At 31.8% G+C, this 20,543-nt stretch carries 26 protein-coding genes; 8 read left to right on the top strand and 18 right to left on the bottom strand.

Features of this window, described 5'->3' with window-relative positions; translation table 11 throughout:
- The first annotated feature begins 66 nt into the window (after positions 1-66).
- From ATO12_RS05395 to ATO12_RS05380, 4 genes are all read left to right on the top strand, one after another.
- The gene (locus ATO12_RS05395; RefSeq protein WP_034239819.1) at positions 67-1,227 is read left to right on the top strand and encodes a beta-ketoacyl synthase N-terminal-like domain-containing protein; all 1,161 of its coding nucleotides are present in this window, start codon (positions 67-69) and stop codon (positions 1,225-1,227) included.
- Positions 1,228-1,310: 83 nt separating this feature from the next.
- Positions 1,311-2,273, top strand: coding sequence for an alpha/beta fold hydrolase (locus tag ATO12_RS05390; RefSeq protein ID WP_034239817.1), 963 nt, complete (start codon positions 1,311-1,313; stop codon positions 2,271-2,273).
- 83 nt (positions 2,274-2,356) lie between these two features.
- Positions 2,357-3,460, top strand: a complete 1,104-nt coding sequence (bioB, locus tag ATO12_RS05385) for a biotin synthase BioB (RefSeq protein ID WP_034239814.1) — start codon at positions 2,357-2,359, stop codon at positions 3,458-3,460.
- 165 nt (positions 3,461-3,625) lie between these two features.
- Positions 3,626-4,510 carry a cupin-like domain-containing protein gene (locus tag ATO12_RS05380; protein ID WP_034239812.1) on the top strand — a complete coding sequence of 295 codons (885 nt, stop codon included), beginning with the start codon at positions 3,626-3,628 and terminating at the stop codon, positions 4,508-4,510.
- A 121-nt stretch (positions 4,511-4,631) separates the two neighbouring features.
- On the opposite strand, the gene ATO12_RS25950 is transcribed toward ATO12_RS05380, so the two are convergent.
- Positions 4,632-4,796, bottom strand: coding sequence for a hypothetical protein (locus ATO12_RS25950; protein WP_165583337.1), 165 nt, complete (start codon positions 4,794-4,796; stop codon positions 4,632-4,634).
- Between the two features lie 312 nt (positions 4,797-5,108).
- Between ATO12_RS25950 and ATO12_RS05375 the strand changes: the two genes are divergently transcribed.
- The 4 genes from ATO12_RS05375 to ATO12_RS05360 all read left to right on the top strand — a co-directional run bounded on the left by ATO12_RS05375 (position 5,109) and on the right by ATO12_RS05360 (position 10,744).
- Entirely contained in the window at positions 5,109-6,302 is a 1,194-nt protein-coding gene (locus tag ATO12_RS05375) for a helix-turn-helix domain-containing protein (protein ID WP_034239809.1), read from the top strand.
- Positions 6,303-6,397: 95 nt separating this feature from the next.
- Complete coding sequence (locus tag ATO12_RS05370) at positions 6,398-7,798, top strand: S41 family peptidase (RefSeq protein WP_034239807.1); 1,401 nt, start codon at positions 6,398-6,400, stop codon at positions 7,796-7,798.
- Positions 7,799-7,846: 48 nt separating this feature from the next.
- Positions 7,847-9,046: a serine hydrolase domain-containing protein gene (locus ATO12_RS05365; RefSeq protein ID WP_034239803.1), complete on the top strand. Its 1,200-nt coding sequence runs from the start codon at positions 7,847-7,849 to the stop codon at positions 9,044-9,046.
- Between the two features lie 303 nt (positions 9,047-9,349).
- On the top strand, positions 9,350-10,744 hold the full coding sequence (locus ATO12_RS05360) for a S41 family peptidase (RefSeq protein ID WP_034239800.1): 1,395 nt from the start codon (positions 9,350-9,352) through the stop codon (positions 10,742-10,744).
- A gap of 54 nt (positions 10,745-10,798) precedes the next feature.
- On the opposite strand, the gene ATO12_RS05355 is transcribed toward ATO12_RS05360, so the two are convergent.
- The 17 genes from ATO12_RS05355 to ATO12_RS05305 all read right to left on the bottom strand — a co-directional run bounded on the left by ATO12_RS05355 (position 10,799) and on the right by ATO12_RS05305 (position 20,441).
- A complete protein-coding gene (locus ATO12_RS05355; RefSeq protein WP_034239798.1) occupies positions 10,799-11,278 on the bottom strand; it encodes a regulatory protein RecX in 480 nt (159 codons plus the stop codon).
- Between the two features lie 40 nt (positions 11,279-11,318).
- Entirely contained in the window at positions 11,319-11,795 is a 477-nt protein-coding gene (locus tag ATO12_RS05350) for a hypothetical protein (protein WP_034239796.1), read from the bottom strand.
- A gap of 123 nt (positions 11,796-11,918) precedes the next feature.
- Positions 11,919-12,107 (bottom strand): hypothetical protein, encoded by a 189-nt coding sequence (locus ATO12_RS05345; RefSeq protein ID WP_034239793.1) that lies wholly within the window; start codon positions 12,105-12,107, stop codon positions 11,919-11,921.
- A gap of 54 nt (positions 12,108-12,161) precedes the next feature.
- Positions 12,162-12,332, bottom strand: a complete 171-nt coding sequence (locus tag ATO12_RS25945; RefSeq protein ID WP_165583336.1) for a hypothetical protein — start codon at positions 12,330-12,332, stop codon at positions 12,162-12,164.
- Positions 12,333-12,376: 44 nt separating this feature from the next.
- Positions 12,377-12,532, bottom strand: coding sequence for a hypothetical protein (locus tag ATO12_RS25940; RefSeq protein ID WP_165583335.1), 156 nt, complete (start codon positions 12,530-12,532; stop codon positions 12,377-12,379).
- Between the two features lie 22 nt (positions 12,533-12,554).
- Positions 12,555-12,710, bottom strand: coding sequence for a hypothetical protein (locus tag ATO12_RS25935; RefSeq protein WP_165583334.1), 156 nt, complete (start codon positions 12,708-12,710; stop codon positions 12,555-12,557).
- Positions 12,711-12,858: 148 nt separating this feature from the next.
- Entirely contained in the window at positions 12,859-14,394 is a 1,536-nt protein-coding gene (locus ATO12_RS05340) for a vitamin K epoxide reductase family protein (RefSeq protein WP_034239791.1), read from the bottom strand.
- Between the two features lie 151 nt (positions 14,395-14,545).
- The gene (locus ATO12_RS05335; protein WP_034239788.1) at positions 14,546-15,109 is read right to left on the bottom strand and encodes a hypothetical protein; all 564 of its coding nucleotides are present in this window, start codon (positions 15,107-15,109) and stop codon (positions 14,546-14,548) included.
- 106 nt (positions 15,110-15,215) lie between these two features.
- On the bottom strand, positions 15,216-15,353 hold the full coding sequence (locus ATO12_RS25930) for a hypothetical protein (RefSeq protein WP_159025429.1): 138 nt from the start codon (positions 15,351-15,353) through the stop codon (positions 15,216-15,218).
- 10 nt (positions 15,354-15,363) lie between these two features.
- Positions 15,364-15,546 carry a hypothetical protein gene (locus ATO12_RS05330; RefSeq protein ID WP_025664493.1) on the bottom strand — a complete coding sequence of 61 codons (183 nt, stop codon included), beginning with the start codon at positions 15,544-15,546 and terminating at the stop codon, positions 15,364-15,366.
- 46 nt (positions 15,547-15,592) lie between these two features.
- Positions 15,593-15,775 (bottom strand): hypothetical protein, encoded by a 183-nt coding sequence (locus tag ATO12_RS05325; protein ID WP_025664492.1) that lies wholly within the window; start codon positions 15,773-15,775, stop codon positions 15,593-15,595.
- 532 nt (positions 15,776-16,307) lie between these two features.
- Positions 16,308-16,469, bottom strand: coding sequence for a hypothetical protein (locus ATO12_RS25925; protein ID WP_165583333.1), 162 nt, complete (start codon positions 16,467-16,469; stop codon positions 16,308-16,310).
- 18 nt (positions 16,470-16,487) lie between these two features.
- Complete coding sequence (locus ATO12_RS25920) at positions 16,488-16,634, bottom strand: hypothetical protein (RefSeq protein WP_165583332.1); 147 nt, start codon at positions 16,632-16,634, stop codon at positions 16,488-16,490.
- Between the two features lie 540 nt (positions 16,635-17,174).
- Positions 17,175-17,489 carry a hypothetical protein gene (locus ATO12_RS26335; RefSeq protein ID WP_034239785.1) on the bottom strand — a complete coding sequence of 105 codons (315 nt, stop codon included), beginning with the start codon at positions 17,487-17,489 and terminating at the stop codon, positions 17,175-17,177.
- Between the two features lie 76 nt (positions 17,490-17,565).
- Positions 17,566-17,748, bottom strand: coding sequence for a hypothetical protein (locus ATO12_RS05315; protein ID WP_025664489.1), 183 nt, complete (start codon positions 17,746-17,748; stop codon positions 17,566-17,568).
- Positions 17,749-17,844: 96 nt separating this feature from the next.
- Positions 17,845-18,177, bottom strand: a complete 333-nt coding sequence (locus ATO12_RS05310) for a hypothetical protein (RefSeq protein WP_025664488.1) — start codon at positions 18,175-18,177, stop codon at positions 17,845-17,847.
- Between the two features lie 80 nt (positions 18,178-18,257).
- The gene (locus ATO12_RS05305) at positions 18,258-20,441 is read right to left on the bottom strand and encodes a peptidase domain-containing ABC transporter (protein ID WP_034239782.1); all 2,184 of its coding nucleotides are present in this window, start codon (positions 20,439-20,441) and stop codon (positions 18,258-18,260) included.
- Positions 20,442-20,543 lie beyond the last annotated feature (102 nt).

Here is a 20,543-nt window from a genome sequence, read left to right as displayed (position 1 = left end):
TTATGATAAATGATATAACTATTGAACAAGATCGAACAAACCTGTACATTTGCCAAAACTTGAAAATTGCAACAGAAAATATCAATAACAGGAATTTCTTCTATATCTCCATTAGGAGTTTCTTCTGACGATATATGGAAAGCATATAAAAATTCGTCACATCATATCTCTTTTAAAGATTTTGGGACAGAACAAGCCCCAATTGCACTACTTTCTCAAAACGTAAAGCAGAAAATAAAAGAATTAAGAGCAGAGAGTTCTCATTATGAAGCATTAGATGACTCGGTTCTTTTTGGGGTTTATGCAGCCAGGCAAGCAGTTAAAAATGCCGGATGGAATGAAGATCGCAATTTTGGAATTAATATTGGTTCTTCTCGTGGAGCAACAGGGCTTTTTGAAAAATACCATCAGGAATTTCTAAAAAATGGTAAATCGTCTACATTAAGTTCACCCACTACTACACTCGGAAACATCTCATCATGGATTGCTCATGATTTACAGACCAGCGGACCAGAAATAAGTCACTCGATTACCTGTTCTACAGCATTACATGCTATGCTTAATGGTGTTGCCTGGTTACAATCGGGATTGGCAGATCAATTTTTGGTAGGCGGAAGCGAAGCCCCGTTAACACCATTTACGATTGCACAAATGAAAGCTCTTAAGATATACGCATCTAATGATAAGGTGGCATATCCATGTCAGGCAATGAATTGGGATAAAAAAAGAAATTCTATGTTTCTTGGCGAAGGTGCTGCTATTGCATGTATAGAAAAAGGAATAAAAGAAAATGCTTTAGCTTTAATAGGTGGTATTGGGTATGCTACAGAACCATTAAAACATAATATATCGATATCTACAGAAGCAGATTGTTTTCAAAAATCTATAAAAATGGCCTTAGGAAAAACTCCTGTAGATGAGGTAGATGCGATCGTATTACATGCACCTGGTACAGTAAAAGGAGATCTGGCAGAATATAATGCTATTAAAGCTGTTTTTAAAGATACATTGCCCGCTTTAACGACGAATAAATGGAAAATTGGCCACACCTTTGGTGCCAGTGGGATCTTAAGCCTGGAGCTTGCAGTATTGATGCTGAAACATCAGGAATTTATACCAGTACCCTATGTAGCTTATGATGAGTTTCCTAAACAGTTAAACAAAATTATAGTAAATGCTGTTGGTTTTGGAGGTAATGCCGTTAGTATTTTGCTCGAGCGTCTTTAATTTTGCGATATTTGAAATATAAAATTTTTGGTATTGAAGCGTAGTTATATACGTTCTCAAATCATTAAAAAGATTTAGAATACATGAAAACACAAATCACTATTTTTTTATTGAGTTTTATCTTACTTTTTTCAGTTCAGGCACAAGAAACTATTCATGATGAGTTTGAGTCTAAGCTACTCAATATTAATGGATACAAGATTAATGTAGAAACCAAAGGCAAAGGAAATCCAATAGTGTTTATTGCGGGAGGCCCCGGAAATTCTCATGATTATCTGCAAGGCAATTTTGGGAAATATTATAAAAATCGACAAGTAGTTTTTTTTGATGGTTTAGGGAGAGGATTGTCTGATGATGCCAAAGATAGTAAGGAATATTCAATACAAGGAGATGTAGAAACACTAGAAGGTATTAGAAAAGCGTTGCAATTGTCTAAATGGACAGTAGTAGGACATTCTTATGGTACTGTAGTTGCTCAAGCTTATGCCTTAAAATATCCTCAATATACAGAGAAGATGATATTGATTAATGGGTTTCATAGTGGATTAATGTGGCAGGCAAATTGCGATAGTTATAATCATTATGCCAAAACACATTTTCCAGAAAAATGGAAAGTAGTAGACTCATTACGATCAGAAGGGTTTGTATCAAGCGATTCTGAGTTTTCAAAAGTATATGGGGATTTTCCAACAAAATATATATACTATCATAATACAGAATTAAAGCAACCTGTACCGAAAGATGTAAAACGCTCATGGAACTCTGATGTGTATTATACTATTGTTGGAAGAGATGCCGATTTTCATGTTACAGGTGATATGGGAGATATAGATTTTAGAAGAGAATTAAAGAAAATACAATCCCCAACTTTAATTATTGCCGGCCGTTATGATGGTGTATCCACACCAGAATTTGCAATACAGTATAAAAAGTATATGCCTAAGGCAAAGTTTGTAATGTTTGAAAAAAGTGGCCATAACCCGTATCTGGAAGAACCCGAAAAGTTTTTTAAACTGTTTGAGAGTTTTTTAGAGATAAAGCATTAATTTTTTGTGATATGAGTTTATCATATTAATTGATACAAATACACCAGATTTTCTTACATTTGACTTTTAGATTTAGATGATTTATGAGCGTTATTAGACACGATTGGACCAAGCAAGAGATTCTTGATATTTACAATTTACCGATGATGGATTTACTGTATAAAGCAGCAACTATTCATCGCGAATATCATGATCCCAATGTCGTACAGGTATCTACCCTGTTATCTATTAAAACAGGAGGATGTCCTGAAGATTGTGGGTATTGCCCACAGGCAGCCAGATATCATACCGATATCGAAGGTAATGACCTGATGAGTGTACAACAAGTAAAAGCACAGGCACTTCGTGCAAAATCTTCGGGAAGTTCTAGAGTATGTATGGGAGCTGCCTGGCGTAATGTTAAAGATGGACCAGAATTTGAAAATGTGCTGGAAATGGTTCGTACGATCAATAAACTTGATATGGAGGTATGCTGCACATTAGGTATGATTACCGAAAATCAGGCTCAGCGATTAGCAGAGGCAGGATTGTATGCGTATAACCATAATTTAGATACTTCAGAAGAATATTATAAAGAAGTAATTTCTACAAGAGGTTATGAAGATCGATTAAAAACAATTGATAATGTTCGTAAAACAAACGTAACCGTTTGTAGTGGTGGTATTATTGGTATGGGAGAAGAAATAGGTGATAGAGCAGGAATGCTGGCAGCATTATCAAAATTAAGCCCACAACCCGAATCAGTACCTATAAATGCATTAGTTGCTGTAGAAGGAACTCCAATGGAAGAAGAAAAACCTGTAGCAATATGGGATATGATTCGAATGGTAGCTACTACAAGAATCATTATGCCAAAAACACAAGTACGATTATCTGCAGGAAGAACCGAAATGAGTAGAGAAGGACAAGCTATGTGCTTCTTTGCCGGGGCAAATTCTATATTTGCAGGAGATAAGTTGCTAACGACTCCTAATCCAGATGTGAATAAGGATATGGAGATGTTTAAAACATTAGGTCTTAATCCACAAAAACCATTTGTTAAAAAAGCTCAACCAGAAACAGTTGAAGCAGAGGATTCTATATTCGAACCTCTGGGAGAAAAACCAAAATGGTCCAGACCAGATCATACTATCGAAAGAAACCAAGCAGCAAAAGAAAAAGCTAAAAGAGTGATAGCAGATAAATAGAAATGTGATAAAACCTTTGTTGAGGTTAATCGCGTTTACATATTTTAGCGGCATCTTTTTATTATTTTTTTGATCGTCAGACTACATTTATGTAGATCAGTATAATATTGCCATCACCTACTTTTGGCAGATATCGCCTTAATTTTTAAGGCTTATTTTTAGTAAGTGAAATTAAATTTAGAACAAATACCAAGGGTAAAATCAATTACCAAAGAGGAATTTCTTAAGAAATATGTAACACTACAAAAACCAGTTGTAATCGAACGGTTAATTGTAGATTGGCCTGCTTATACCAAATGGAATCTTTCTTATATCAATGATATTGCGGGTCATAAGACCGTTCCTTTGTACGATGACAGACCCGTTTCGTCTGAGCGTAAATTTAATGAAGCTCATACTAGTATGGGAATGGGAGCATATCTTAATTTACTAGAACAAGGACCGACCAATTATCGTATTTTTTTATATAATTTGCTGAAAGAAGTACCCCGGCTTCAAGAGGATTTTAGATATCCAGAGGAGATAGGATTAAAATTTATGAAAAAACTACCATTTTTGTTTTTCGGCGGCAGTGGCTCTAAAGTTTTTATGCATTATGATATAGATTTAGCTAATATTCTTCATTTTCACTTTCACGGAGAAAAACAATGTATATTATTTCCTCCTTCAGAAACAAAATACTTATATAAATTACCACATTCGTTACTATCCCATCAAGGAATAGATTATACAAATCCTGATTTTAAAAAATGGCCTGCATTACAACATGCCAGAGGGTATATTGCGAATTTAAAACATGGCGAAACATTGTATATGCCCGAAGGATATTGGCATCAGATGACGTATTTAACTCCAGGATTTTCTATGAGTATTCGTTCTGCACCCATGGGAGTTATTCGGTTTTCTAAAGCCTGTTACAATATATTTTTTATGCGATATCTGGATAATTTTATGCGAAAAACCAGAGGAGAGAAGTGGATCAGGTATAAAAACAATAAAGCAGTTCTGCGAACGAATAAAAGAAACGGATATACTAAAGAAGAGATATAATATCCTTAGGATTATATAAAAAACAAAACCTCGACTACGAGTTTTTACTCAATGCCAAGGTTTTGTTTTCTAAGGATGTTTAATAACAGAGAAGAATCTGATTAAAAATCTCTTAGCATGTTTACACGGTTGGAGTGAATTTTTTTAAATTCTTAATTATTTCAGCAGCAGTTTCTACAACATCTACTATTTTATCAATTAAATCTCCGATAGAGGATCCTCCTCCTATTTGTGTGATTTCTTCAAGACTTAATTCGCTTACTTTTAATTCGTTTAAATTTTTCATAGTTAAATAATTTACAGATTTATAATTCTAGTTAATGTTTTAGTTTTTTATCGTTTTCTGGTTCAAACTTAAGAAGCAAGAGTCTCATATTTTGAGACATACTAAAATTTTGTAGCTGCTTATCATTTTTAATGATTTTGGTGATTTGGATTTTGAGAGATATTCGGGATTAATTCTATACAATTCATGTAGTTCTTAAAAAGATGAATAGTTTTGTATGGATAATCAGTGAAATTTAATGTAAAAGGCAAGTTTTATAATGATAGATATGCCTAGGTTAAAATCATAGTATTTAAAAGATAATTATAACAAATGAACTTCATAAATCTCTTACTGCTAATTAGTGCCTCTCAGGGATTTATTTTTGGCTTGGTGATTTTATTTTCCCCACTTTTTAGAAGTAAAGCAAATAATTTTTTAGGGTATTCAATACTGATACTTTCTTTATTGATGTTAAACATGTTTTTGGATAATATTGGTTTTTTCAAAACTTACCCTAAACTTAAAATTATTGATGATATAGAATGGATTTTTCTTTTTCCTGTAACCTTCTTCTTTTACATTGTTACATTGATAGCTCATGATGTAAAGAAAAACAAAAAACTTAAGTGGTTGTATGCACCTATAGTATTGTCGATCATTCTTAATATGAGTGTTAATTTAGAGACTGATTATGGAGCATACACCGTGGCCATGAAGCATAAAGAATACATCTTTTCTTTATTGTTTGATTTAGAAAAACTGGGCTATTATACTTTTAATCTTTTGATGGGGTTATGGTTATACATCTTGATTCAAAAATCAGATATACTGGATAAAAACTCACAATTAAAATGGGTGAAAAGCCTATGGATATTAGTGTTTTTTATGACTTTAATTTGGATTATTTTGTATTTAATTAGAGATGAGAACTTCAATATAAATCCCGATATTTTGAAAGGAATATTACCTATAGGGCTTTCATTTTTTATCTACTGGGTATTTTACAATGGGATTTATAGATTGAAATTAGTGACAGACAGAAAGGAAATTTTGAGTATTTTAAACAGAAAAAACCTCATCCATAAAAATTCAAAAACCGATGTATTAGATAAAAATAAGCTTCAAGGTAAAAAAACAGAAATGTTTAATGATATTGATATGGTTTCCTCTCACACGTTTTCTAAGAGTAATTTATATTTTAAAAAATTAGAATCATTTCTTTATGATGATTATATCTATAGAGACCCTAATCTAAGTAGAGAAGTAGTTGCAGAAAAACTAAATATTAGTCCGGGATATCTTTCTCAGATTATAAATGCAGTAACAAATAATAATTTTACTGCTTATATCAATTCATTTAGAGTAGAAGAAGTGAAAAAAATGATTGTAAATGAAGAATTTGATAAATATAGTTTATTAGCCATTGGATTAGAAGCAGGATTTAAATCAAAGACTACATTTTATAGTGCATTTAAAAAGGAAACTGGTCTTACTCCCAGTGAATTTAAAAGTAGACATAAATAGAAATAAGTTCGGATTTCTTCACTCTTAACAAAACCGAACGCGTAAGCGTTTTTGTCATTATAGTTTTGATGAAAGTTAAATTCAAAATTATAGTTATGAGGTGTATAAGTAATAAATATTATGGTATTTCTATAGTAAAGACGTTTGTTTTTCTTTTTTTGATATTTCTTGGTTTTGCTTGCCATTTTGATGATGATTTACCGAAGATTTCATCTAAAAAAAGCTTTTGGTACTCTGAATCTAAGGGATATATTCTGGAAATCTCTAAAAATAAAACCAAACTATACTCTACATCTACTGCAGGATGTACCGCTCTTTCTGATGATTTTAAGTCTGAAGATTTTTTTGGAATAGAGATTAATGAAATAGATGCGAATACAATTGAAGGAGAATCAGATCTTATTTTGTCTAATTTGGTATTTACACGTTTACCAGAACAAAAAGAAAGTTGTTTAAAAAATCAGCTTTCAAAGACAAAAGATCCAAAAATAAACTTTGATCATTTTTGGAATATTTTTAATGATTACTATGTTTTTTTTGAAACACGGGGTGTTGATTGGTCTATATATCAAAAAATAAGAGACCAGGTTACAGAAGATAATTTTTATGACATTTTAGAACAGATAGTAGTTACTCTAGAAGATGGACATGTAAGAATTACAGATGAGAAGAATAATGTTGAAATCAAATCAGGTTTACCAAGTTTGATGACAAAATTGAATGCACATCTCGAAGGTGATCTTGTTATTGATACTAGTGACAAATTTAAAAAGATAATAAATCAAAAAGCTGCTATAATTACAGAAAAATACTTTGAGAATATTTTTCAGCAGGATGAAAGAGGTAATATTTTTTGGGGACTTATGGAAGGAGAAATTGGCTATATCAATATAAGTGGTATGGATGATTATAGTAATGATTTTAATAATGAAATTGATGCACTAAATGAAGTATTGGATAAAGTTATGAATGATATTGAAGCTTCTGGGGTTTCTAAACTTATCTTGGATATTCGTTTTAATGGAGGAGGATTTGATAAAATCTCACTAGATATAGCTTCTCGATTCATAGATCATGAGCAATTTGTTTTCTCTAAAAAAGAGAGATTGGGAAATAGTTTTACTTCTGATCAAGTCGTGTCTATAAACCCTAAAGGAGATTTTCAATATACAGGAGATATCATTCTTTTAACCAGTCCTATTACTGCAAGTGCCGCAGAAATATTCGCTCTATGTATGAAAGATTTACCTTATGTAACTATTGTTGGAGAAAATACAAATGGAATATTTTCTACAGTGCTTACTCATACTCTACCTAATGGAGCCAGTGTAGGACTTTCTAATGAAGTATATAGTGATGCAAACGGAGTTGTTTTCGAAGCCATAGGAATTGGCCCAGATACAGAGGAGAATAGAATACCATTCCTATCTACAATAGATTTTAAAAATAATATAGATAGTGGAATAGAAAAAGCTATAGCACTATTAAAAAACTAAATACAAGTATTCTCATTTTACCAGTAAACAAAATCATATTGAATACAAATGAATAGATTAATTATTTTAATAGTCATAAATAGTATCATAAGTCCAATTTATTGTCAGACAAATGATTCTATTTCAAGAAAGTTAACCGAAGAATTAAATAAAATATACTCAAAAAAATACATTAATGGATTCTCTGTAGCCATTGTAAACCAAGATGGCATATTATATGAAAAAGGATTTGGATATTCTGACATTAAAGGAAACAAGAGATACACGAAAAATACAATTCAAAATATTGGATCCATTTCTAAAACTTTTATAGGTATTACATTACTTAAAGTTCAGGAACTTGGGAAACTAAATTTAGACGATCCTGTAAACAAATATTTGCCGTTCGATGTAACCAATCCATATTTCCCTAATGAGAGCATTACTATAAGACAATTGGCAACCCATACTTCTAGTATAAGAGACCCATCTCGATATGATAATAATGGGTATATTTTGAAACAAAAAGACAACGGGAAATCTAAAGTAAATGGTAATTTTCGTTCACCTAATGAAATGATGTCTAAGGCTAAATTTTTAGAAAATATTTTAAGTAAAGGTGAGAAATGGTACAAGAAAAGTAATTTTTTAAAAACAAAACCAGGAGCAATATTTAAATATTCAAATGTTGCTGCAGGATTGGCTACTCTGGTAATCGAAAATGCAACAAATCAGTCATTTAACGAATTTACCAATGAACATATCTTTAAACCTTTAAGAATGTCAAATACCGGTTGGTCTTTTGCCGAAGTAGATTTTTCAAAACATTCTAAACTATATGTAAACGAAGAAACTGAATTGGCATTTTATCAATTGGTGAATTATCCAGATGGAGGTTTAATCACCTCATCGACTGATTTGGGAAAGTACTTAACAGAACTCATTGAAGGTTATAATGGCAATGGTAAAATCTTAAATAAACAAAGCTACGATGAGTTATTTAGACCACAATTAACAGATATACATTATACCGAAAGAAATAAAAGTCCTTATAACGATGAATATAATATGGGCATTTTCATGGGAATATCGGCTAGTGGACAAATAGGTCATACTGGTGGAGATCCTGGAATTGCAACACACATGTTTTTCAACACCAAAACTAAAATCGGAAAACTTTTGATTGTCAATACCGAACTTAAAAAAGAAGGAATAAAGGAGTTTATCGATATATGGAGAAAATTAGAAGAATATGAAATTAAATTATAAACAAGCAATAGGTATTTTTCTAAAGATTACATAACATACCTTTTCAAAAGGTAAAAAAACCTTCAAAAAAACGGGATTGATGTCTAATCAATTTAAGTTTAAAAATAAAAAGGTTTCGAATTCTTAAATTTTAATAATATCGGACATCGATTTTATAAGCCCTACCTAGTTTTGGCTATAATTAATTACATATCGGTCTATTTATAAATTGATGTTTGCGAGTACTTCATTGTGATCGTTTTTAATGCAGCCGATAGGTTTTTTATTTGTCAATGAAATGTAACTTTTAAAAATTTGATTAGTATGAATTTACACAACGGTATTAAAAATTTAAAAAGATGTTTTTTAATCTTATCCGTGATTTTATTTACAGCCTGTCAGTCTGATGATGATCAACCTCAGCCCGAACCAGAAAAAACTATAAATGGCTTTTGGTTAGCCGAAGATAAAGGATATGTCGTAAAGATTACCGACACAACAAAAGTGCTGTATGGCATAAATTCTATTGGATGTACTATTATAGAAAATAATTTTGTGCCAGAAGAATCTTGGGGTGTACCGCTAGATCTAATTGGTCCTGATAAATTGGTAGGAGCTCCAGAGCTTAGTGCGTCTAGTATTGAGTTTAAGAGGTTATTAAATCAAAATGAGTTTTGCCTCCCTAATCAGATTGCCAATACTAAAGATCCAAAGATTAATTTTGATCATTTTTGGAACATTTTTAATGATTATTATGCTTTTTTTGAAACAAGAAATGTAAACTGGTCGCAATACAAAAACCTAAGAGAACAAGTAACTTCAGAGAATTTTTATGATATTCTACAGGAGTTAGTTTTTCTTTTAAAGGATGGGCATGTAGGTATTGATGACGAAGCTAATAATATTGCAATCGATGCAGGTTCTCCTGATCTGATTTCTAGATTAAATTCAAGTTTAAGTGGAAACTTACTTATCCAATCTGGAGAAGATTACAATACACTATATAACCAGAAATTACAAACCATAGCAGTAAAGTATTTAGATAACGAATTTAAGGCTGATGAAAAAGGAAAAATCGTGTGGGGGATGATTGGCAATGATATCGCATATATTAATATCTTAGGAATGGAAGGGTATAGCGATACCACAAAAAATGAGATGGAAATATTAAACTCGGTATTAGACAAAATAATGAATGATCTTAAAGGTGCTGCAGTTTCTAAATTAATAATAGATGTTCGTTTTAATGGTGGGGGATACGACATGGCTTCAGTGAATATAGCTTCGCGATTTTTGGATCATGAACGACTTGCATTTTCTAAAAAAGCAAAATTAGGAGACGGTTTTACTAAAAGTACATCGGTATCTATGACTCCCAAAGGTGATTTTCAATTTAAGGAAGACATAGTAGTATTAACAAGCCCTTTAACAGCAAGTGCGGCAGAGGTTTTTACACTTTGTATGAAAGATTTGCCTTATGTAACATTAGTTGGTGATAATACCAATGGAGTTTTTTCTGATATTTTAGCACACACTTTACCAAACGGAGCTTCAATAGCATTGTCTAATGAGGTGTATAGTGATGCTAACGGAAAGGTTTATGAAGCAATTGGGGTTGGCCCAAGTGAAGAAAATAAAATTCCATTATTCTCTAACGATGATTTTGTTAATGAAAAAGATAGTGGAATAGAAAGAGCAATCACTCTTTTAAATAAATAGAAATTTTATGAAAGGGGGCAGTATTTCTAAATTGAAATATTGCTCCTTTTTACATCATAGAATTAACTCATTTACTTTTTCATAAACAAGAGTTGTCTCCCATCCTCGATATAAAAGGTAATCTACAAGTTTTTTGCGTTTTTTGTTTTTGTCCTGCTCAGTAATACTATGGTATTTTTTTTCGGCAAGCTTATGAAAAGTTTCAAAGTACTCTTTTTCTGATATTTCTTTAAGTGCCGTTTTTATATTGTAAGGTGAGATGTTACGAAATTTGAGTTCACGTACTATTCGTTGTTTACCCCACTTTTTGATATTAAATTTTCCTCGGGCAAAGGCTTTGGCAAAACGTTCTTCATTAAGAAAATTTTGATCCAGAAGGTGTAGGATGATTTTTTCTTTAGCCTCTGGGATAAGTTTCATCGTCCTTAATTTATCCTCTACATCTTTATGACAACGTTCCTGATAGGCACAATAGCGCTCCATTTTTCGCAACGCCTCGGCTACGGTTATAGATGTAATGGGATTTCTATACATGACCACAAATGTACAGTGACTTTTATAATTACCCCAAAAGTTATGCTTCTAAAATTAATAATCTATTGGTCACTACATCCTTTTTACAAACATTATATTGTTTTAAAAAGGTTCTTACTTTTTCATCTTCATTTTTTTCTTTTACATCTTGTAAAAGGTTCTTTTTGGTAAGTTTTTTAAGTTCTAAAGGAGCATATCTTGTTTTAAAATAATAAGTTTCAAAAACAGGCCAATCGGGTAATATTCTCTTGTTTTCTTTATAAACATGCATCCAGTTATTACAACCTACAAACTCACAAAAATTACCATTTGGAAGAATAGTAAAATGAAAAGGGTCAATTTCATGATCATGATCCATATCAGAAACTATAAGTTGTTTAAGTTCCTTGGCATTAATAGGATTTGATGCATAAAACAAAAGAGTTTCTAGCTTATGAGTTAGATCATAAGCTTCAATTTTCCCCATTCCATTAAAGTTTTCAAGGATTTTATAGAGTAGTTCTTTTTCGTTTGTCATGGTATATGTTTTTAAGATATTTAGAATTGAATATTCTGTTATAAAGAAGAGTTTAGAAACATAATTCTCCTATAACCAAATAGATTATAGGAGAAAATGAACTCACTAACTTTACTCATTAGTTTACAAGCTAGTATTTTGACCCCCGGGACCACTCCCGACCCATCCCCAATCTTTATTAAATTGGTTGTCAAGTCCAGGTAATCCTGGTGTATCAGAGGTAGAAATTGCAGGAAGAAAAGCACCACCTTCTATTGTGATTAGTTCTGATGCATTTAATTCCTGAAAGGATGCAGTTTTATAACTTTTCATGCGATTTCGTTTTAAGATTGATGATGTAATGATGATTGATGAAATTAAAGTGTTTTAGAAACCAGGAGTTTCTTGTTTAGGAAAATAGTTATCCCACTCTCTAGGGTCACCAAATGGAACAATTGGAAATGTATCCAGATCTCCCAGGTTTGGAATAACCAGACCACCATTGATGGCACTTAATTGAGCGTTGTTTAATGCTTCGAATGATTTTAAATTTTTCATGATTTTTGTTTTAAGATTGATGATTATTAATGATACTAAAGTGCTTAGAGCACAGCTAGTAGATGTTTTAAGTTATCTAATACTTCTTGTAATAACTCTAATTCTGGGCATTCAATATCCTCTCCTCCGCAACCACCATTAATGGTTGTAATTTCTTTTGATGATAATAATGTGTACTGATTTATAACTTGATTTTTCATGACGCTTAATTTTTACAATTTGTTATAATTGTTTGATTACTTTTTTTACATTGTGTACAAAGATGATAGCCTCGGTTACTAAGCTTGTGTAAAGCCCTGGGAAAATTATACCTCCCTGTGTTTCTTTGATTTCAGTAGTACTTAACGATTGAACTCCAAGTTTTTCTAAATTTTTCATTTTTTGTGTTTTTATGATTAATAATTATTTTATGGTAAGAAGTGTAAAAAGTTTTTTTACTTCCTTTTGATAGTACAATGATAAGAGGTGAATGTCTCATCTTATGAGACGCTATATCTTTTTCTAAAAAAATTATAGAAAAACACTATTAGAATGTGATAAGATCTTCTATGGTATAATGATTTGATAATTTCCTGTTATTAAAAATGGTAAGCGGGGTTTGCAAAATATTATTCTGGGTACACCATTTTTTATGTTGAGCATAAGTTGCTCTCGATTTTTCAGATATTTCTATGGCATACTTTTCTTTTAGTGTATTTAAATTTTTATGTTCAAACCATTTACTTAATGCAGATAAGAATTCTGATTTTGTCATTTTATAATACAGCTCAATAAGAAATTGTGAGATTTCATTGCTGTCGGTATCAGAAAAAATCAGCGAGAAATTGATCCCATCAGAAGTTTTATTGATTTCAAGGATTTTTTGAAATTCCTTTGCACAGAGGTGACAATAAGGATTTATGACCAAAGCCGCTCTTTTATCGATGTCCTTAGAATTTTCGAATACAATATGATTTTCAGTAAAGGCAGTGTTAAGAAGGTTCTCTTTCTCTTGTAAGAGTGTGAAAACTTCGGGATTGTTTTTTAACCTTGCATATTTGTACATGTTTTCTTTAAATTGAAAATATTTATATACAGGGTTTTTCAGATAGGACCATATAATAATGATTAGTGAAAAAGAAATACCAGGTATAAGAAATCCATTTATAGATGATTCAAAGTTGTTGTTAAAAAGAAAATATGAAGAAAGTATGGTTTCTATAAAAAATATCCCTTGGATTGCCAGGCACAGCATACACCATTTCTTGACTATTTTATATTGATAGTAAATAGAGAAAAATATATACGGAAATGCAAAAAAGGAAAGTATACTTATCAAAAAAGTAACACTTTTAAAATTGAAAGTCATCGAGGCTATGCAAATCGATATAAAACTTCCTGAAAAATATAATAACCCTAAATCTGACATCGAAAGCCAGGAAAAAAATTTGGACGCCCCAGAATTTAGAACACCTTCGCAATTTATATGGTCATTAGATTTGCAGAATTTAGATTTGTGTATGATACTAACCTCTGTATATACTATTAGTAGGCTAATAAGAGTCCCTGCTAATTTTGTAAGTAAGAACAGGTTAAATACCCCATGATAACTTTTTATCGATAAAATAATAAGAATAGCTAACAAAGACAAAGCTCCAAAATGCTTTGTTCTTTTTAGTTTTTCGCGAGCCAGATCTTCGTTAGACATCTCAACAATAGCGTCGGTATCAATCAAAAGCACAATACCATTCCATTTCTGCAAGAAGTCCTCAAAACTTTCTACAATAGGGGTGTTATTATTACCACTATAATAGCGTATTTCGGTACTTGAAATTTCAGTGACGATTACTAAGCCTTCTTCTATAGAATAGGCTAGAAAAATAGGAGATAATTGCAGTAATTGATCCGATGAAATTCTCCCGGCCTTATTTTCGACACCTATCTTTTTTAAGGTATCAGAAAAAGAAAAAATACTGGGATAATCCTGATGACTAAGCAAAAGTGATTCTAATTTCTCATTAGGAATTTCTAGTGAGAGTTCTCTTTTAAGTTGCAGAAGAATTTTTAATACCGTTTGATCCAAAATAAAATGTTTTTTCGGTTATACATTAGAGTGAATGCAATGCATTTTCAGATAGCCGATCGATCAGAACGACCTGGGAATTCACAACATTATCTGAAAAATCACAAAGATTCTTTTATATAGATTTCTATACACATAGAAGGTTAGGTGATTAGTTTACCGAATAATTGAGCAAATAATCATATCGATTAATATCGGTTGTTAAAACCTCGATGTTTTTTATTACGGTTTTATTTTTAATTCTTTTTCCCTGTACATTAATATTAATATCTGCATAATTGGTGATTTCGTTATTTTCCATATCGATATCTACCAAAGATGATTTGCTTAATAATTTATACGCTCCAAGATTTGCTGTATGTTCAAGGTCAGGAAATTTAGATATTTTTACTTCTCCCGATATGGTTACGATATTGCCTTTACCATCAATACTTATGCTTCGATTATTTTCTTCGGTTTTATGCTGAACGTCTATTTGAGAAAATAGTTTTTTAAATTGATCAGCTTGTTGTTGCCTTTGATCTAATGAAATAGGTGTTATGTTTTTTGCTATTTTATTTATAGCATACATTTTATCTTCATCTTTTCTATAGAAAACATCATTATCTTTTTGTTTGGTATACACAAATAAATCGGTAATAAACTCTTCTACCTGTGTTGTACTTTCTATTGTTTCTATTTCTTTTATAATATGTATTAAGACTTTTGATTGCATGATATTAGATTTTTTGAGACTGAAACAAGTTCAGCATGAGTTGTGGCGGTTTTTTAATAAGATAAACAACCCTCTTGGCAATATGCCAGAGGGTTATTTTAGTGATCTAGTGTTTAATATGATAGATAAATTTACCTATTGCAACTCCAGCGTTATAGAAAAAGATTACTGCAACGATTGCAAGCACAACATATTCTAAATAAGGAGTAATATCAACACCACTACCTTTTTGAAATATACCCATGATAGTTATATTAGTTAAAAAGGTGGTAAAGTCCTTTTCCTATTGCTTCTCCAGCTTTGTAAAGCCCACCGATAGCTGCAAGTACTACTGCTGCTCCAGCTGCAGTTACAGTGATAGGATCAATAACACCACCTTCTAAGGTTCTTAATTCTTTGCTTGATAATTCTGTTACGTTTAATTCTAAAGTATTCATAATGTTTGTTTTTTTAATTAATTAATGTTTTGTTTTAAATTTTTTCTTATTTCTTTTCGTGCTTGTCTTTTTCATCCTGGTATCCATTGTATATACCTAGACCTAAAGCACCAACTCCGATTACGATAAGAGCTCCTACACAGAATCCACCACAAACGATACCTCCGTTAATTTCTGTTGCTTCTTGTTTTGATAATTCTTGAAATTCTAAGTTGTTCAAATTTTTCATTTTTTACGATTTAATGATTAATGATTTTTTTAATTTATGCTTACACTATCTATTCCGTCAAATCGATATGTAAACTGTTTTTTGTTGTTGCAACAATCGTGAAAAGCTTTGTTGTTTCCCTTTCACAGTACAATGATACGGTGGGGCTGTCTCATCTTGTGAGACTGATATTTTTTTTTTCATTTTTTTCATGATTATTTTTAAATAAGACATGCTATTGTCCTATACTAACATAGTATCAATAGCATTTCGACACTTAGTAAGCGCCTTACTATTTTTATTTCTTAGGGGCTAATCTGGTATTTGTTTCAGGATAGAAACTGTGGTTGTTAAGTTTTTTTTTCAGAAATACATATGCTGTAATTTCTTAATACTTTTTAAGGAAAGAAGAGTACTATTTGGCATAAAACAAAAAAGAGTCTTGTTATTTCAAGACTCTTTTTTTACAATGCAAACACTGATGTGTTATCAATCCAAATGGTTCGTTTTTTTGCGATCTAATTCTTTTGATCTTTTCTTTTTATAATCGAGATTATGATAAGGTAAATGAAGTAATCGGAAAATTGGGAAAACCTGGGGTAACTTCGCAAATGATTTTACGTGTAGTAGCAGATATTAATAAGGTACCCCCGTTGTTGTTAAAAAGTTCGTTTGATTGTAGTTCCTGAACGTTGTAGTTGTTTAAGTTTTTCATTTTTTTATGTTTTTATAATTAGTGATTAGTTGAATTTTTATAGTTTTCCTTTTCTTCTTTTGGTACACCAAAAAAATAATCTGCTAAAGGTTGTAACCAGCTAGGAATAGGAAATGCCGACCCTCCATTGGTTTCTAATGCCTCTTTGTTACTTAAGTTTTTCATTTTTTACGATTTAATGATTAATGAATGATTTTGTTGTTACAGCTGTACATACAGCTACGCTATCTCTTTTATACTACAATGATAGCGTGCGATGGTCTCATTTTATGAGATGCTCTTATAAAATTTATTAATACGTCACTTCGAGTGAAATTCTGTAAGAATTTAGTGTTGAGAAGTACTTTTTAGCTATAAATTTTCTTGTTTTCGATACACCAAATCAGAGATTTGGCACTCAAAATGACGAAAATTTCTTATCCATTATTCGCATTAAAATGATAAAGTCGATTGGGTGAAATAAAAAAATCCCAGAACATTAATTTTCCAGGATTTTTATTCAAAAGAATTTTTCATTTTACTCTTCAAATTTAGGTTCGTGTATTTATATAGTTGCGTTAAACATAAGTATGATATACAATTAGTAATAGAATTGATTTCATAATTTTTCTGTTTACCTATATTGAACAATTTATAATTATAGAAAGTATTATAAATAAATGATATAAATCCTTTTGTCTATGGTTGTACTTGTTAGATTTCATTTTATATGATAGCAGCCAGGTATTGTAATCTTTCAAAAGAATTTCCTCCACTAACAGATCTAATCTCTGTGGCATCGAGTTCTTTTGTATAAAACCCAAATTTAAAACCTACGCTTTCTTCATAAACAAAACTCTGTATTGTAAAATCATAAGTGATAGGAGCATTTAACTCTTTCATGATATCAATAATCCGATAGGTTTGGGCTCTTGACATTCCTAGCCTTGATGCCAGTTCTACAGGAGTTCCTGTGGCTTGTAGGCGTATGAGTCGATCGATTCTCTCGATCATTTCGATTTGTTTAATGATAATATTCATAATTGTTTGTTTTTTGATTAATAGAGTAGTTTAATGCTTAATGTGATTAGGTATTGTAAATCTATTGATGATCTTTTTACAACATCCAATCGTTCATATCATCATGATCTATATAGATTTCGTACTCTTCAGAGTAGGAAATAACATCGGATATCACATGTTTTAGTTCTGGATCATTGATTTCTTGTTGTAAAAAATCGTTTTCTAATTTACGTTCTGTTAGGTTGCTTTCGTTTTTTTGTGGATCATAATTTTTCATCTGTTCTTTTTTTATTGTTTTTTAGTTGTCAGATGGAATTCGCCATAGCACATCTCGGTTGTTACGGCTCATTTCATAAGTTTATTCTTTATGTTATTAGACTATTCTTAAGCTTGGATATTTAAAATCTACTTGCATCATAATACTTTGAGCATTATAAGAAGATACCTCAAGCACTTCTTCTCCATAAAGTTTACGGGTATAAAAACCATAGGTAAAGTTTACAGATTCTTCATAAACATAGCTCTGTAGTGTGATATCAAATACAATAGGAGCATTAAGTTGTTTCATTACTCCAAGAATCTGAAACAAAGATGCTTTTGAGATTTCCAATTTTTCGGATAATTGATCAGGAGTTCCTGTTTTTCCTAATCGTATTAACCGATTTAATCGTTCTATGACTTCAATTTGACGCTCTATTTTTTTCATAACCAAGTATTTAGATTAAAAAGTTTTTTAGCATTTTAAAAACATAATTATCAATTAAATTTTACTGAATCATTTTCTAACTATGCAACCGCATTTATTTTAGGGATGTGATCTACTACTGGCATTTGTTTTTGCCATAGTTCATAGTATTTTTCTTGTCGGGCATATAATACTTCATGATTTCCTTCTTCTACTACTTTCCCTTTTTCGAGTACTACAATTTTATCGGCATTAATCACTGTACTTAATCGGTGGGCAATAATGATAATGGTTTTATCCTGGTCACGTAAGCTTTGTACTGCTTTCTGGATATAATTTTCAGAAGTACTATCTAGTGAAGAGGTAGCTTCGTCCAGAACCAATACTTCAGGATTTTTATACAATGCTCGGGCAATGGCAATACGTTGTTTTTGCCCTCCAGACAGGGTGGCCCCGTTTTCTCCCAGATATGTAGCAAAGCTATTGGGCAGATTTTCTATAAATTCAAGAATACCTATGGCTTTACATACCTCCATAATACGTTCTACATCGGGAGCAAATTCTCCTACCGCAATATTGTCTATCACATTACCTGCGAACAGATCTATTTTTTGTGGCACTACACTTACCAGATCTCTCAGGCTACCATTCTCGATGTGTTTCAGATCCTGATTTCCTATAGATATTTGTCCTTTCTGGATAGGGTAAATGTTTTGTAGTAGAGACATGAGGGTAGATTTTCCCGAACCACTCTCCCCGATAATGGCTGTAATTTTTCCTGTCTGAATCTCAAGATTAAAATCTTTAAAAACCTCTACTCTGGATCCATATCTAAACCCTACATTAGAGAAATTGATATCACCAATGCTATCTTTTGTGAGTTTTATTTTCTGCTCATCTTCTTCACGTTCCAGATCCATGATTTCAAACAAACGATCTGCAGCAATCAATGCATTTTGGATTTGCTTATTGGCACTAATTAAACTGGCAACAGGGCTGGTAAAATATCCTATAATGGCATAAAAAGCCATAAGTTCTCCGGCAGTAATTTCTTTTTGAATCACAAAAAAGGAACCGCTCCACAATAGGATGATGGTAAACAATTGTGCAACAGTACCGGTACTGGAGTTAGAAAATACACTGTTTAATGCAGATTTGTACCCCGTTTTTAATAAGCCAATAAAACGGGTTTCTGTTTTGATATTGGCAAAGCCTTCAAGACCAAATCTTTTGATAGTCCCTACAGCGTTTAGAGATTCTACCAACTGGCTTTCGAGATCTGCAGATTTTTCCATAATCCCTCGTTCGGTACGCTTATTCAATTTGTTGGTGATTATATATATGATTGCATAAATTGGGATAATCGCCAGCATGATCAGTGCTAGTTTCCAGTAGTAGGTAAACATCAATCCAAAAGAAAACACCAGGATTAGGATATTAACCGTTAGGTTTAAAGCTACCCCATTAATAAAGTTTCTGATTTTTACGGCATCATTGATTCTTGAGATAATTTCTCCCACTCGCATAGTATCAAAAAATTGTTGAGGTAGTTTTAACAGGTGTTTATAGTACCCAAGAATTAGTCGCGAATCGATCTGTTGGCCGGTTTTGATCAGGAAAACATCTTTGTATGCTCCAACTATTAGTTTTAAAAGTAATAATGTGACCATAACAATTCCTAACAGGTTAAGCAGTTTGGTACTGGTACCCATAAAAACATGATCGGTAAGTTTTTGGATGTATATCGAGGTAGAGAACCCTAATAATGTAAAGATGATTGCTCCAATAAATGCTTGTATCAATACTCCTTTATGAGGCCTTAATAAAAACCAGAATCGTTTATAAACCGATACTTTTTGGTTACCTGTTGTAAAATCTTCTTTTGGGAGTAATAATACCAATACGCCTGTCCATTCTTTGTTAAATTCTTCATGGGTTTTTTTATGAAATCTACCATCTCCCGGATCCATTATTTTGATGTACTCTTTAGTCACTTCATAGATCACTACATAATGATGTAATTTCTCATTCACAATCACATGAGCGATGGCGGGTTTAGGGATTTTAGACAAACTGTCCAGGTCCCCACGTACTCCTTTGGCCTCAAACCCGAGTTTATCGGCAGCTTCGATTAATCCCAATACATTGGTTCCCTTTTTATCGGTACTTGCAAACTGTCGAATACGTGCAATTGGTAGTTGCAATTTATAATGTGCCGAAATTGAAGCCAGGCAAGCCGCACCGCAATCAGTGATATCGTGTTGTTTTATTTTTGTTTTAGCCATGATTCGTTTAATTTTAAGATAAGAGTAGTGAGTGTTGAGACTTGTGCATCTTCTGTCTCACATGCAAAACACTGTTTTTAAAGAGTGTAACAGGTTTTTTTA

It is taken from the genome of Aquimarina atlantica (assembly GCF_000626715.1).
Taxonomy (GTDB): domain Bacteria; phylum Bacteroidota; class Bacteroidia; order Flavobacteriales; family Flavobacteriaceae; genus Aquimarina; species Aquimarina atlantica.
Note: the sequence above shows the minus strand (reverse complement) of the source record. Positions and strands in the feature narration are given on the sequence as shown.

Excerpts from the sequence above, each read along its gene's own strand:
- ATO12_RS05315 (WP_025664489.1), bottom strand. The coding sequence starts at position 17,748 with ATGAAAAATTATGATCCACAAAAAAACGAAAGCAACCTAACAGAACGT.
- ATO12_RS05375 (WP_034239809.1), top strand. The coding sequence starts at position 5,109 with ATGAACTTCATAAATCTCTTACTGCTAATTAGTGCCTCTCAGGGATTT.
- ATO12_RS05370 (WP_034239807.1), top strand. The coding sequence starts at position 6,398 with ATGAGGTGTATAAGTAATAAATATTATGGTATTTCTATAGTAAAGACG.
- ATO12_RS05355 (WP_034239798.1), bottom strand. The coding sequence starts at position 11,278 with ATGTATAGAAATCCCATTACATCTATAACCGTAGCCGAGGCGTTGCGA.
- ATO12_RS05390 (WP_034239817.1), top strand. The coding sequence starts at position 1,311 with ATGAAAACACAAATCACTATTTTTTTATTGAGTTTTATCTTACTTTTT.
- ATO12_RS05345 (WP_034239793.1), bottom strand. The coding sequence starts at position 12,107 with ATGAAAAGTTATAAAACTGCATCCTTTCAGGAATTAAATGCATCAGAA.
- ATO12_RS25940 (WP_165583335.1), bottom strand. The coding sequence starts at position 12,532 with ATGAAAAATCAAGTTATAAATCAGTACACATTATTATCATCAAAAGAA.
- ATO12_RS05325 (WP_025664492.1), bottom strand. The coding sequence starts at position 15,775 with ATGAAAAATTTGAACAACTTAGAATTTCAAGAATTATCAAAACAAGAA.
- ATO12_RS05350 (WP_034239796.1), bottom strand. The coding sequence starts at position 11,795 with ATGACAAACGAAAAAGAACTACTCTATAAAATCCTTGAAAACTTTAAT.
- ATO12_RS25925 (WP_165583333.1), bottom strand. The coding sequence starts at position 16,469 with ATGAAAAACTTAAACAACTACAACGTTCAGGAACTACAATCAAACGAA.
- ATO12_RS26335 (WP_034239785.1), bottom strand. The coding sequence starts at position 17,489 with ATGAATATTATCATTAAACAAATCGAAATGATCGAGAGAATCGATCGA.
- ATO12_RS05305 (WP_034239782.1), bottom strand. The coding sequence starts at position 20,441 with ATGGCTAAAACAAAAATAAAACAACACGATATCACTGATTGCGGTGCG.
- ATO12_RS25945 (WP_165583336.1), bottom strand. The coding sequence starts at position 12,332 with ATGAAAAATTTAAAATCATTCGAAGCATTAAACAACGCTCAATTAAGT.
- ATO12_RS25950 (WP_165583337.1), bottom strand. The coding sequence starts at position 4,796 with ATGAAAAATTTAAACGAATTAAAAGTAAGCGAATTAAGTCTTGAAGAA.
- ATO12_RS05310 (WP_025664488.1), bottom strand. The coding sequence starts at position 18,177 with ATGAAAAAAATAGAGCGTCAAATTGAAGTCATAGAACGATTAAATCGG.
- ATO12_RS05360 (WP_034239800.1), top strand. The coding sequence starts at position 9,350 with ATGAATTTACACAACGGTATTAAAAATTTAAAAAGATGTTTTTTAATC.
- ATO12_RS25930 (WP_159025429.1), bottom strand. The coding sequence starts at position 15,353 with ATGGGTATATTTCAAAAAGGTAGTGGTGTTGATATTACTCCTTATTTA.
- ATO12_RS05330 (WP_025664493.1), bottom strand. The coding sequence starts at position 15,546 with ATGAATACTTTAGAATTAAACGTAACAGAATTATCAAGCAAAGAATTA.
- ATO12_RS05365 (WP_034239803.1), top strand. The coding sequence starts at position 7,847 with ATGAATAGATTAATTATTTTAATAGTCATAAATAGTATCATAAGTCCA.
- ATO12_RS25935 (WP_165583334.1), bottom strand. The coding sequence starts at position 12,710 with ATGAAAAATTTAGAAAAACTTGGAGTTCAATCGTTAAGTACTACTGAA.
- ATO12_RS05335 (WP_034239788.1), bottom strand. The coding sequence starts at position 15,109 with ATGCAATCAAAAGTCTTAATACATATTATAAAAGAAATAGAAACAATA.
- ATO12_RS25920 (WP_165583332.1), bottom strand. The coding sequence starts at position 16,634 with ATGAAAAACTTAAGTAACAAAGAGGCATTAGAAACCAATGGAGGGTCG.
- bioB (WP_034239814.1), top strand. The coding sequence starts at position 2,357 with ATGAGCGTTATTAGACACGATTGGACCAAGCAAGAGATTCTTGATATT.